Source organism: Methanosarcina soligelidi (genome assembly GCF_000744315.1).
Classification (GTDB): domain Archaea; phylum Halobacteriota; class Methanosarcinia; order Methanosarcinales; family Methanosarcinaceae; genus Methanosarcina; species Methanosarcina mazei.
In genome coordinates this window covers 2,306,674-2,319,440 of record NZ_JQLR01000001.1, presented here as the reverse complement: position 1 = coordinate 2,319,440, position 12,767 = coordinate 2,306,674, and the positions used below count along the sequence as shown (strand labels likewise).

9 protein-coding genes and 1 pseudogene are annotated in these 12,767 nt (G+C 41.5%); 5 read left to right on the top strand and 5 right to left on the bottom strand.

Annotated elements, in window-relative coordinates; genetic code table 11:
• Positions 1–44 precede the first annotated feature (44 nt).
• Both M886_RS10185 and M886_RS10180 read right to left on the bottom strand, forming a co-directional pair.
• On the bottom strand, positions 45–2,042 hold the full coding sequence (locus M886_RS10185; protein WP_048051117.1) for a hydantoinase/oxoprolinase family protein: 1,998 nt from the start codon (positions 2,040–2,042) through the stop codon (positions 45–47).
• Positions 2,043–2,204: 162 nt separating this feature from the next.
• Positions 2,205–4,124: a hydantoinase/oxoprolinase N-terminal domain-containing protein gene (locus tag M886_RS10180; RefSeq protein WP_048051116.1), complete on the bottom strand. Its 1,920-nt coding sequence runs from the start codon at positions 4,122–4,124 to the stop codon at positions 2,205–2,207.
• A gap of 722 nt (positions 4,125–4,846) precedes the next feature.
• On the opposite strand from M886_RS10180, the gene M886_RS10175 reads away from it, so the two are divergent.
• The 4 genes from M886_RS10175 (at position 4,847) to M886_RS18665 (ending at position 7,054) form a co-directional block, all read left to right on the top strand.
• Positions 4,847–5,035: a hypothetical protein gene (locus tag M886_RS10175; RefSeq protein ID WP_015412659.1), complete on the top strand. Its 189-nt coding sequence runs from the start codon at positions 4,847–4,849 to the stop codon at positions 5,033–5,035.
• Positions 5,032–5,313 carry a type II toxin-antitoxin system RelE family toxin gene (locus tag M886_RS10170; RefSeq protein WP_011034513.1) on the top strand — a complete coding sequence of 94 codons (282 nt, stop codon included), beginning with the start codon at positions 5,032–5,034 and terminating at the stop codon, positions 5,311–5,313. The genes M886_RS10175 and M886_RS10170 overlap by 4 nt, the downstream gene beginning before the upstream one ends.
• Before the next feature lie 365 nt (positions 5,314–5,678).
• Positions 5,679–6,416, top strand: a complete 738-nt coding sequence (locus tag M886_RS10165; protein ID WP_015412661.1) for a M48 family metallopeptidase — start codon at positions 5,679–5,681, stop codon at positions 6,414–6,416.
• Positions 6,417–6,889: 473 nt separating this feature from the next.
• A complete protein-coding gene (locus tag M886_RS18665; RefSeq protein WP_155395274.1) occupies positions 6,890–7,054 on the top strand; it encodes a hypothetical protein in 165 nt (54 codons plus the stop codon).
• Between the two features lie 119 nt (positions 7,055–7,173).
• On the opposite strand, the gene M886_RS10155 is transcribed toward M886_RS18665, so the two are convergent.
• A complete protein-coding gene (locus tag M886_RS10155) occupies positions 7,174–7,722 on the bottom strand; it encodes a hypothetical protein (protein WP_235203926.1) in 549 nt (182 codons plus the stop codon).
• 158 nt (positions 7,723–7,880) lie between these two features.
• Between M886_RS10155 and M886_RS10145 the strand changes: the two are divergent.
• Positions 7,881–9,314, top strand: a pseudogene (locus M886_RS10145) (IS66-like element ISMma13 family transposase).
• Positions 9,315–9,394: 80 nt separating this feature from the next.
• Here the strand turns inward: M886_RS10145 and M886_RS10140 are convergent.
• Positions 9,395–10,159 carry a GTPase gene (locus M886_RS10140; protein ID WP_011034436.1) on the bottom strand — a complete coding sequence of 255 codons (765 nt, stop codon included), beginning with the start codon at positions 10,157–10,159 and terminating at the stop codon, positions 9,395–9,397.
• 177 nt (positions 10,160–10,336) lie between these two features.
• Positions 10,337–12,637 (bottom strand): PAS domain S-box protein, encoded by a 2,301-nt coding sequence (locus M886_RS10135; RefSeq protein ID WP_084685071.1) that lies wholly within the window; start codon positions 12,635–12,637, stop codon positions 10,337–10,339.
• Positions 12,638–12,767 lie beyond the last annotated feature (130 nt).

Sequence of the window (12,767 nt, the reverse complement as noted above, 5' to 3'; positions counted from 1 at the left end):
TCAATTTAAACCCGGAGCCCACATGGAAAATTTCATTTTCCGGGTCAGGTCAGTTCTTCAATTCCATCATGATTTATGCAAAGGTCTTTATGCCCTGATACTGCCTTTTCATAAACGTCCGAGTTTGAGATTCCTTCGAAGATAAACCTGGTTTCAAGGGGAACGTCCCCTGTCTGGACCATTATGTCTTTCTTTTCCATACTGACCGTCACCTGGTCCGGAGAAAGCCCGGATTCAGCCATATAATCAAGGATAAGCTTTCTTCCGAATTCCTCAGCAAACTCGAGGGCTTCGCTCCTCAGGACGAAATGCCTTCTTCCGAGAGGGGTGTAGACAAAAACTCCTTTTGTCCTCATGTCGTACCTTGACTCGCTGTAAGTTGTACGGACTGTGATTTCCACACGTTTCGTCCCTTTTCCCACAAGGGCTCCCACGGCATTTCCTACTTTACAGTATTCGGGGACAATTATTTCGGCATCGATCACTTTTTTCAGGTCATCAATATAAGCCCTGACCGGCCCTCCAAGAAGCACAACCGGGATATCTACCTTAAAGCGGGAGAATAAGCTGCATTCGAGCATTTTTTCAATTTCGTTCCTGTCAACCCCTTCCATGAGGAAGGAAACGAGGTCTTTTGCCATATTCCGGGCGAAAAGCCGCTTTACATTTAAGCAGAATTCCTGCTTTTCAGTCCCTAAAAAGTTTGCAAGCAGTGTAGCCCCTATTTCCGAGGCTTCGGAGTTCCATTCGGTATATTCTCCCAGCACATGAAGGGCGTCTGTTGGGGTAAAACCAATAGCCTGAACAAGCCTTTTCTGGATAAGAGAGTCCATCACTTTTTTCGAAGGCAGGATGTTTCTGTCCCAGTAAATGTCTTTGAGAGAAAGAGGCTCATTTTTTATAAGGGCAAGGAGTTCCTTTTCTTCCCTTGTCAGGTTAACAGGCTCCTGCTTTGTTCTTACAAAAAACTTTGTTGCCTGGATATGTTCATTTAATTTGAGTTTGTCGGGAATCCAGCGTTTTTTCAGGGAACTCAGAAATGAAGGGTAAAGTACGGCAGCCCTGCAGAGAGGAATAACCCTGCGCGGTCCGATGTTTGTTTTACTGGCCTGGACCCAGATATGGCTGTCTCCTCCCATTGCCGAAGTCTCCATCCTGAGTGCCCTTACCTTTGTCTGCCAGCCTCCCACAACTGCCCCGGTTTCACTGAGGTAAGGAAGCCCTCTGTGGATCAGGGACACATCCGTACTTGTCCCCCCTACATCGATAACTGCACAGGTCTCGTATCCTGACAGATATGAAGCCCCGAGCAGGCTTGCGGCAGGCCCGGAAAAGACCGATTCTATGGGCTTTCTCATTGCTTCGTGCATGCTGACAACAGACCCGTCGCAGCGGAGCATCGCAATTCTGGGCTCAAGCCCTCTTCTCTCTATTTCACAGACGACGGTTTTCAGAAAACCCTCTGCTACCGGAAGAAGCTGGGCGTTAAGGTAAGCCGTAACCCCTCTTTCATACGCTCCCAGTGCCTGAGCAAGTTCATGCCCGCAGACTACAGGAAGTCCTGTAAGTTCCTGAATCAGGGCTTTTATCTGCAGTTCATGTTCAGGGTTGCGGACACTGAAGTATGAAGAAACTGCAAATGCCGAGACCCTGCCCTTCAGCCCCAGAACAAAGCTCTCAACTGCGGAAAGGTCAAGGGGTGCCACTTCATCTCCGCGGCTATCGTGCCCACCCTGTACCATTATGCAATTTTCAATCTCCGAGTCCTCAGGGATTTCGTAGTTGCCTACAAGGATCAGCCCCACAGGATATCCTGTTTTTTCAAGGATAGTATTGGTTGCAAGAGTTGTGGAAACCGAAACCAGGGTCACGAGTTTTAGTTTTTCCTGGTTAAGCCCGTCAATTGAGTTCATTATTCCTTCCAGAAGGTCTGGATATGTAGTGAGTGATTTGTTAGAACCAATAACCTCTCCATCCGAATTACGGATTAATATAGAATCAGTATAGGTCCCGCCTGCGTCAATGCCAAGACTGTATGCCATTTTTTTGCTTCCTTATTTTGTTTTTATGTATTCAGGGTACTCATAATTGCCATATGGGGTTCCATTTCTATGTTAAATAACTGGCAACCTATGAGTGGGCCATTTTATATTATTTGCACTATTGAGGGAAAAAATATAAAAGTTCCGGCTGCTGCACGCAACTCAGACTTTCGGCATCCCGATCCCGACAAAAACGAGTTTTGATTCTACCGGCATAGTGCCTGCTTCACTCAAAGCGATGTCCTTTTTGCTCATTTCTATCTGGACCCTCCCTTTGTCAAGCCCGGCTTCTGTCATGTACTCCATTACCAGTCTTCTTCCCAGGGACTCTGCATATTCCAGGGCTTCCGGATAACTCCCGAAAGTTTCCCTGCCCTGAGGGGAAAAGAGAAGGACAAGCCTTTTTTTGTCTTTAGTATAGGCGGATTTGATGAGGATTTCAACCCTCTTTATGCCTTTTCCCACGACAGCTCCCACGGCATTTCCAACATCCGAATATTCGGGGACTATAATATCGGCATCAAGGATCCGGTTCAATTCCTCTGTATAGGCAACTACAGGGCCTCCTATAAGCACCACAGGGATTTTCATTTTGAACTGTGCAAACCTGTCCGAAACGATGATTTTTTCAATTTCCTGTGAAGGTACATCTTTCAAGACAAAGGACATCAGGTTCAGTGCCATGTTCTTTGCAACGTCTTTTTTTATGCTCTTGCAGAGCTCAATATAGTCCTTATGCGTATAGCGTTCCAGAAGCTTTGCCCCGGCAACAGACGCTTCCGTATTCCAGCCCCTGTAATCCCCGAGTACATGAAGGGCATCAGTTGGGGTAAAGCCAATTGCCTGGATAAGTCGTTTCCTTAGAAGGGAATCGAGAAGTCCGGGAGACAGGGTTTTCTGAGTTTCCCAGAAGATATCGTTAAGGGAAGCTGGGGTATCTCCTATCCTGTCAAAAAGTTCTTTTTCATAACTTCCAAGGTTTGAAGCCTCCAGACCTGTCCTTATGAAAAACTTTGTGGGCTGTATATTCTCTTCAAGGTGCATGGTTCCGGGAATTCTTCCTTTTTTAAGGATTTCGAGAAAACCGGGATATTTAACAGCAGCAACGCAGAGTGGAATAACCCTGCGGGGGCCTATGTTAATTTTCATATTTTTAACCCAGACATGGCTGTCCCCACCCATTGCAGAGGTTTCCATGCGGATAGCTTTGACCTTTGTCTGCCAGCCCCCCACAACTGCCCCTTCAGAGCAGAGTTCAGGAAGCCCATTTTCGAGCATGGAGACATCAGTGCTGGTCCCACCCACATCTATTACTGCACAGGTCTCAAGCCCGGAAAGGTGGGATGCACCTACAAGACTTGCAGCTGGGCCTGAAAAGATAGATTCTATTGGTTTTTCCAGGGCTTCGTTGATGCCCACAACAGAGCCGTCGCATTTGAGCATGAGCAGCCTGGCATCCATTCCTCTGCGCCTGATCTCTTCCCTGATGGAAAGGATAAACTGGCTTGCAATAGGGATAAGCTGGGCGTTGAGATAAGCTGTAATTCCCCTTTCATAAGCTCCAAGGTCAAGCGAGAGCTCGTGTCCGCAGACAACAGAAAATCCCAGTTCCTTGAGGCGGGCTTTGATTGCCAGCTCATGGGCAGGGTTCCTTATGCTGAAGTATGAAGATACCGCAAAAGCTGATACCCTGTCTTTTACTTTATTCACAAAAGCCTCAACTGCTTCCATATCAAGGGAAGTAAGCTCAGCTCCATGATGGTCGTGCCCTCCTTTTACCACGGTATAATATTCAGCCTGCATCCTTTCCGGGACTTCGTAATCCCCTACAAGGATCAAACCTACAGGATAGCCATTTTTTTCAAGGATTGTGTTTGTAGCAAGAGTTGTAGAAACCGATACCATTTTCACGTCTTTTAAGTATTGTTCGTCCAGCCCGTCAATGGAATTTCTAATTCCCGCAAGAAGGTCAGGATAAGTTGTAAGAGCTTTATTCGAGTCCATCACCTTGCCATCGGAATCCCGGATGATGATCGAATCGGTGTATGTCCCTCCTGCGTCAATGCCCATGCTGTATTGCATTTGCGTATCTCCTTTTGATTTTTTTATGAATGGGGTTCATAAAATTGTTTCTCGATTAATTTGCCAGATATAAAATAACGCCTTAAAATATCCGGTATAAAATAACGCCTAAAAATATATAATAGTTAGTTAAAAATAATAATCTTCCCAATTTTAAGACCGGATTTTAAATTTTCATGCTCGGCAGTTCGCAACTTCGACGCAATTATTTTTAAGTTTTGTTTCAATTAGAATTATTTTATCCAATGGTCAAGGTTTATCTTACGAAGCGGAAAGACCCTTTCCTCGGAGCGAAGCGACAGGGGGAGGATGAAAGCGTCAACTTCGTTAAGCAACTTTTTGTTATCCATTGCCTTCATATAGACCATTCAATAATATAATATTAAGATTAAGTTTGCGAAAATCAAGTAAGCTTTTTCCATGAGTTAACCATCGGGCTCAGCAGGTCTTGAATAGATACACTGTTACAAGTTCATTTTCATGTAAAGCCGTAACGGACGAATGGACAGAACTCAGTACGGACGGGACTACCGGAATTAAAGCTTGTTGGAGATGCCGATGGTCATCTATGAAGCAATAAGCCCCTTGCGTCAGCTGGGCGTAGTTCAGATAATCGGCTACATAACTTTTTATTAAACAGCTTCTCAGGAATGAATCAAAATATGCCTTTAAGCCTGAAATATGCTCTTTAATGGTCCTTATATACTGAATGGGATGTGTATATGACATTTGCAGAGATTTTTAATCAGCTAAAGGAACTCGAAACCAAATTCAATGAGGTCAGTTACCCGCCTGAAAATGCCTTTTTACCTTCTTTTTCTTTTAAAATCCGAAAGGCTGAAAAGGATTGCCTGCAGCACGATTTGCCTGCAATTGATGTTGATGACTTCCTCGAAAAGGTAGAACAATGACATATAAAGTGGCAGTTCACCCGTCGGTCAGAAGAAACCTGAAAAAGCTGTACACCCTTGACCGCCCTGTGTACGATTATGTTAAAAGGCGTCTGACCCTCCTGGTTTATAAGCCTGAAATAGGCTCTCCTCTGGGAGAGGAGTTTCAGGGAAAATGGAGAATCCATATAGGACCGTTTGTGCTGGTTTATACCTTTGACAGCGCCAGCAATATTCTTACTCTCCTGGTTTTTGAACACTATACCAGGGCGTATGATATGAATACGGCTTATACCTGAAATAGTACTTTATGACCTGTACTTTATGATCTGTACTTGGCGACCTGTACCTTGTGACCTGTACCTTGTGGCCTGTACCTTGTGGCTGTTTTCAGAGCTTTTCAGGGCTTTACCCAGTAGCCATTAAGGTTTTTCCGACTTATTTCTCCATGACCTTTATCGTTTTTTCCCGATTTATTTGAGGTGGTGCCAGATGCTTTATAACTCTATTTTTCTTTTCTTCCTGTAAACTTATGATAAATTTCAAGATAAGCTGTTTTTGGGAAGCCAGTTTCATCGAAAACCGTAAATCCTGAACAAAGAGACATGTTTAAGCAGAGTTAGTTATAAAACCTGGTGAAACCCGAACTCAGGCAGGGAAAAATATGAGAAAAAACGACAGCATTAAAGCTTGCGGCAGGACGATAAATTACGAAATCGTATACAGCAAAAAGAGGAGAAAAGCAGCGATAGTGGTCCGCCCGGACCTTTCAGTGGAATTTCGTGCCCCTCATGGGCTCAGCCGTGAGGCTATCAGGGAGATGGTACAGAAGAAAGCTGCCTGGGTGCAGGAAAAACTGGACTGGTTTGAAGTAAACAGGCTGCCCTGTCAGGAAAAAGAATATACTGACGGGGAAAAATTCCTCTATCTCGGTAAAGAATATCCCCTGACGGTCCTTCCTGTTGAAGGAATTAAGAAAGCTTTTGCTTCTTTCAGTGGGTCTGAAATCACAGTCCTTCTTCCAAAATCAGCGCCTGAGGAGTTGAAACCGTCCCTGGTAAAAAAAGCTGTATGGAACTTTTACAGTGAGTGTGCCGAGAAAGAAGTCGAAAAGTTCCTGAAAGCCTATGCGGAAATCTTGAATATAGACATTCCAGCTTTTAAGGTAAAGCACCAGAAAAAGCGCTGGGGGAGCTGCTCTGCAGACAATGTCCTGAGGATTAATTTCCAGCTTATGATGGCACCGCCGGAACAGCTTGAATATGTTGTTGTGCATGAGATCTGTCATGTAAAGGAAAAGAATCATTCTGTAAAGTTCTGGGACCTTGTCGGTGAACTCATGCCAGGCTATCAGGTGCACAGGAAAAGCCTGAAAAAAGATGGCTGGAGGTATGTGCTTTAAAACTGAACCGAAATTATGCGAATCCGGGTTATGCAGACATATCCAGATTTTATGCAGACATATCCAGATTTTATGCAAAAATATCCGTTGTTTATGCAGAAATATCCAGATGGTTGCCCTGAATTATCTTGTTCTGTAACTTTTTCAATTCTCCGGAGTAATTTCACTCTGAAACTTTTTTGACTCACCTGTATATCTTTTTTAAAATCTGCATTATGGTTTTTAATTTTACCAAGGACATCCTGGACATTAATTATTTATTCGTATAGATATATTACTAAACTGAGGTCAATAACCGAAATAAACTAATAAAACACTTTAATGGGGGTTTTTTCAGGGGAAATAATTCTGATTATTTATGCAGTAACGGTGCTGAAAATCCTGTTTCAAACTTTAACACTCCCTATGCAGAGAAAAATGTCCGCAATACCTGCAATATATTCTCTGAAATTTCAAATATGGGAGTGGAAGAATTGTCAATATATCTTCTGACCATACTATTTATGATGTCAGGATTTTTGCTATTTATTTACGGGCTTTTTACGGGGCAGATCTACCAGTTTGTTATGGGTTTTATTTTTCTGATTTCCGGGTTTATCCTGGATAACACAGGAGACCCGGATAAGGCCGAAAAATGAAATTTGCGCATGACTGTGGGTGAAGAAAAGTTCTTAAAATATTTTGTTCTTAAAATATTTTGTTCTTAAAATATTTTCTTCTTTTTCCCTTCTTTTTAGCCTTAACCTGCGCCTTTTGTTCAGCCGATATGTTTTCTCCGGTTTATTATTTCTTCACTTTCATTGATTTCCTCATGACCGCACACTGTACATTTATAATATCTTCTGGTCAACCTCTGCCTCCCTATCTCTTTTATATCAGGTTTTTTGATTTCTACAAGTGTGCCTGTTTCGCTGCATTTATTGCATTCAATATTTTTCAGGGAAACTTCAGGAAGCATTTCTCCCTGTTCTGCAAAGATATTTTCCTGACTCTCTCTTATATCCGCATTTCCGCAGTATCTGCATTTCCAGTGCCTTGTCACTATAAGGGTGTATTCTCCATAACTGCTTGTTTCTTTCATAACCGGTTCGCCTGTTTCTTCACAGGCAAGCTTTTTTCCACATTTTTTGCAGAAAGTGTCATGATAATATTCCAGGACATTCTGTATGAAAAGAGAAATGATGAGGGAAATCACGGAAAATACTATGCCAGTAATATAAAACCAGTCTCCATAGCCGTTGCTCAGAATATTTACTATTGTAATAAGAGATATAATTACACAGAAAAGGAAAAACATTTTACTCATTATTTCAAGGGCTTTTTCATCAAAAATATTTATCAGAAAGAGAGAAACTTTTTTGAACCTATGTTTGTAACTATTCAGGCAGCCTTTTAAAGGCTACAATTTTTCCTCTTTTCGAGGAAAAATTGGATATAAATTGAATCCTATTTTGTTTCGTTATCATGCTTACACGTGAAGAGATTCTTGCTTTGTGTGCTTCAAACCCTGAAGTCATTGCTTACATTGTGAGTCTTGAAACTCAAATTAAAGAACTTACTGAAAGGTTGATAGCCTTAGAATCTCGTTTAAACCAAAACAGTCGTAACAGCAGTCGCCCTCCTTCTACTGATTTTTTTGTCAAGGAGAAACCTAATCCCAAGAGTCTCCGTAAAAAGAGCGGAAAGAAACCTGGAGGTCAAGATGGTCATCCTGGAACAACTCTTGAAATGGTTGATGATCCTGAGTAGGTAATAGAACATTCTTTGAGTTGCTGCAAAGAATGTGGCCATACTCTTGAGAATGTTGAAGTTGAAGCCTATGAGAAAAGACAGGTCTTTGATATTCCTCCTGTAAACCTGATTGTTACAGAACACAAAAGCCAGATTAAGACCTGTCCTCACTGTGGAAGAATAAATAAAGCTGTTTTTCCTGAATCAGTAAAATATCCAGTTCAGTATGGTCCAAATATTTTAGCTTCAGCTATTTACTGTAAAAATCACCATTTTATCCCCTATGAAAGAATTTCTGAGTTTTTTGAGGATATTATGGGAATAAAAATCTGTCCTGCTACGATAATTAGAGCAGAAAAAGAATGTTTCCAGAATTTAGAGTGTTTTGAAAACATTATTCGAGAGAAATTAATGACTTCTTATGTTGTCCATTTTGATGAAACTGGTATGAAAATCGAAGGAAAAAGACACTGGCTTCATGTAGCTTCTAATGACAAATACACCTGTTATTTACCTCACTCAAAAAGAGGAGCAGAAGCAATAGACGCTATGGGAATTCTTCCGGAGTTTAAGGGAGTAGCAGTTCACGACGGATGGAAACCTTACAACGTTTATGACTGTGATCATGCTCTCTGTAATGCTCATTTACAGAGAGAACTTACTGGAATTGAAGAGAACTATAAACAGCAGTGGGCTAAAGAAATGAATAAATTACTCACTGAGATGAAAAAGTATACTGATGAATGTAAGGAGCAAGTCAAAGAACTGGACTTTGAGCAAATTAAAGCATTGGAAGAAAGGTTTGATGCTATAATCATGAAAGGGATTGAGGAAAATCCACAATCTCTAAATCCTGAAAAACAAGGAAAACGTGGAAAGAATCCAAAGACAAAAGCAAGGAATCTGTTGGATAGGTTTATAGAACACAAAGAAAAGATCCTGAGATTCCTGAAAGATTTGAAAGTTCCGTTTGAGAATAATCAGGCAGAAAGAGATATCAGGATGATGAAACTACAGCAAAAGATATCAGGAACTTTCAGAACAACACAAGGAGCGCAAGCTTTCTGCAGAATGAGAGCTTACATCTCTACAATTAGAAAGAACGGATTACTTGTTTTGGAGGGTATTATAGCGGCGCTCAAGGGAGCGCCGTTAACTATAACCTGAATAGTTACCATTCAGGATGAATTAAGGACGAAAAAGGAGTCGAATACCTCTCTTGAAATAAGGAAGAGAAGCATCTATATTTATACAAGAAGCAGTCCGTTTTGCCAGTCACCAATAATTTTTGTAGCTGTCCTCATTTCATCGATTTCGCCCTTTTTCTGCAGGAAATTGCACTTTCTGCCTATCTGCTCCAGAACGGAGTAAGAGTCCGGGCTCTCAAGAGTTACATTATAAAAAGATTCAAGGGCAGTCCTGTTTTCTGCAAGCATTTTATCTATTATCATAAGGGCAACCCCGACAGGGTCTTTGAGGTGGGTAGAGTCCTTTATTCCCAGCAGCCCCTGAACATATTCGTCATTTTCATCGAAAGGGATGACTCCGGGAGTATCCATAAACATAATATGCGAACCTGCGTCCACATGCTGCACTCCTTTTGTGTGGCCTGATACAGGAGAAGTGCTCGCCCTGTGCCTGCCTGTAACCCCATTGATAACTGAGGATTTTCCCACGTTGGGATAACCCAGTGTACCTACAAGGATATCACGCCCTTTTATGCAGGCGGATGCAAGGATCTGGTGTCTTAACATGGTTGTCCCGGACCTGTCCTTACTGGAAATGAAAACAGTGGGAGCAATTCTGGAAAGGCGGGACTTGGTTTTATCGAGTTTCTCTTTTGATACAAGATCACATTTATTGATGACTATAATAAACGGCTTCTTTAAGCGAATAATCTCTTTTTCAACCTCGCTGTTTCGGGTCTCGTCAGGAAAACGGGCATCTACGACCTCAAGAAGCACATCGGCTTTATTTATAACATCCTTTACCAGAGCTTTGTAGCTTGTCATCGGCAGTGCTATGACAGACTAAAGATATAAGGATATCTTTAAAACAGGAATTATCGAAAACTGTGTTTACAAGCTGTTATCCTGTAAAAAGAATAAATGTAAAAAGTCAATAAAACAGCAACCGATAAAGGCGAAAAGAAAAATGGTTTTCCTACCTGGATTTTTCCGCTACATAGCTCAGCTTTCAACTATCTGTTGCTCCAGTTTCTGTATAGTGGTCCTGACTGTTTTCTGTCGGTTTACCGGAAGTTCAACCTTAAAAGAGGAACCTTTCCCTGTTTTGCTCTCCACGGATATATTGCCTCCGTGCATTTCGACATACTTTTTTGCCAGGGTAAGCCCAAGCCCTGTGCCCTCGAAAGTACGGCTCAGGGAAGACTCAAGCTGGATAAAAGGCTTGAAGATTTTATCAAGGCTGTCTTCAGGAATCCCTATTCCTGTATCTTTAACCGTGATAGTTACGATGCCACCTTCCTGCTTTGAGGATATATCAATTAAACCATCTTCAGGAGTAAACTTTACAGCATTGTTCAGTAAACTCTCCATAATCTGCCTGAACTTATTTTCATCAGCAAATATACATAATGGGTCGCTGTCCGAATTGTAGTTTAATTTAATATTTTTCTTGAGGATCTGCGGAAGGGCTGTCGAAATAGACTTATTTATAGATTCGTTGACAGAAAACTCTTGCAGAGTTAATTCGTCCCCCTCTGATTCTACTTTTGACAGCTCCAGTATGCCATTGATGATATTGAGAAGATTTTTTCCGTTTGAAGAAATGAAACCGGCATACCGGGATTGTTTTTCGTTCAGGGGACCTGCAATTCCTTCGATCAACAGGTCTGAAAACCCGATAATTGAGTTCAAAGGAGTCTTCAGTTCATGGCTCATATTGGTTAAAAATTCGCTTTTAGTACGGTTAGCTGCTTCTGCAGCTGTTTTCGCATTTATAAGAGCTTCCTCTGCTTTTTTCCTGACGGTTATATCCCTTATAACCACAATATTTGCTGGCTGACCCCTGTAAATTATTTTTGTACCTAGACCTTCGATCCATAGAGGCTCTCCATTGCAGGAGGTGGACTTGTAAACGCTGAGATAGCCACCCCTTCCATTGAGAACATTAATCTGATCTTCAACTGCAACAGGCACTGATTCCGGAGCGAGGTATTTCATAATGTCTATACCTGCCACTTTTTCAAGCTCCATGCCTAACATTTTTCCAATAGCCGCATTTGCAGCCAGTACCCTGCCCTCAAAATCCAGTATCAGAATGCCGTCGAGAGTGTTGTTGACAAGAGTACGGAAGTTCTCTTCACTTTCTTTCAGTGCTTTTTCGGCTTTCTTACGTTCTGTAATGTCCCGAACATACACTATCAGCCCCTCTTCATTCCCAAGTTTAACTCTTCTTGCTGCAACTTCAGCCGGAAAAGAAGTACCATCCTTCTTTTGATTAATCCTCTCGACTGTTTTTTCCCCTGCAGTTTTATTGCAGGATGTGATATCATGAGCAATTATGTTAAGGTCCCCGGGAAAGAGGTCGATTACCTGCAATTTTAAGATCTCTTCTTTATCATACCCGAAAATCCTGCAGGCTGCCCCGTTACAGTCAACAATTTTCCCGCTGTCTGTCCCTATGATGATACCGTCAACTGATAATTCCACAACCTGTTTGAATTTTTCTTCGGATTCGATCAGCTCTCTTTCTGCTTTCTTGCTGGCAGTAATATCATAGACATTTATAAAAAAAAGTTCTTTATCTCTGATGTTAACGGTATTGATATAGACCTCTACATGTCTTATTTCCCCACTGGCAAGTTTATGGCAGGAATAGAAATGACCTCTTTTTTCCAAAAAAACCTGCCGGGTAATTTCCTTATTTTTTTCTTCAGAGAATACGTTAATATCGGAGATTTTTTTTGCAGTCATTTCTTCATAAGTATATCCATAATAAGCGCATGCAGGATCGTTGGCATCGACAATACGGTAACTCTCAGGGTCTACCAGAAGGGTGACAGCCGGGCTATTATTAAAAAACTGCCTGTACCTGCTTTCGCTTTCCTGCAGAGCTTCATAATTCTTTTTTATTCTGATTAAAGACTTTATCCTTGTTTTAAGCTCAAATCTATCTATAGGCTTCTGAATAAAGTCATCAGCTCCGCACCGGGTTGCTTTCAACTTATTCGGTTTTTCAAAAAATCCGGAAATAACAATTATGGGTATAAATTTGTAATCAGGATCGTTTTTAAGTATCCTGCATATCTCATAACCATCACACTCAGGCAGCATCAAATCTAACAGAATCAAATCCGGAAGTTCAGCTTTCACGAGTTCGATTGCCTCTTTCCCGGAATATGCAGGGATTGGAAGATATTCATCTTCAAGCTGCAAACATAGTAATTCTACCTGATCCCTCTCGTCATCAACAATGAGAACTTTTGATTTTTCGAAAACGTGCAATTCTACCATCTTGAGTGCCATTTTTCATAATTTTTGAAGCTGCACTTCAAATCATCCAGATAATTATCTATATGATCCCCAACTTATTTAATATATTTGTTCAATTTGGAGAAAAAATTATATAATGTTATTCATATTTTTCAGGAAAAGT

Excerpts from the sequence above, each read along its gene's own strand:
- M886_RS10135 (WP_084685071.1), bottom strand. The coding sequence starts at position 12,637 with ATGGCACTCAAGATGGTAGAATTGCACGTTTTCGAAAAATCAAAAGTT.
- M886_RS10180 (WP_048051116.1), bottom strand. The coding sequence starts at position 4,124 with ATGCAATACAGCATGGGCATTGACGCAGGAGGGACATACACCGATTCG.
- M886_RS10185 (WP_048051117.1), bottom strand. The coding sequence starts at position 2,042 with ATGGCATACAGTCTTGGCATTGACGCAGGCGGGACCTATACTGATTCT.
- M886_RS10170 (WP_011034513.1), top strand. The coding sequence starts at position 5,032 with ATGACATATAAAGTGGCAGTTCACCCGTCGGTCAGAAGAAACCTGAAA.
- M886_RS10155 (WP_235203926.1), bottom strand. The coding sequence starts at position 7,722 with ATGAGTAAAATGTTTTTCCTTTTCTGTGTAATTATATCTCTTATTACA.
- M886_RS10140 (WP_011034436.1), bottom strand. The coding sequence starts at position 10,159 with ATGACAAGCTACAAAGCTCTGGTAAAGGATGTTATAAATAAAGCCGAT.
- M886_RS10165 (WP_015412661.1), top strand. The coding sequence starts at position 5,679 with ATGAGAAAAAACGACAGCATTAAAGCTTGCGGCAGGACGATAAATTAC.
- M886_RS10175 (WP_015412659.1), top strand. The coding sequence starts at position 4,847 with ATGACATTTGCAGAGATTTTTAATCAGCTAAAGGAACTCGAAACCAAA.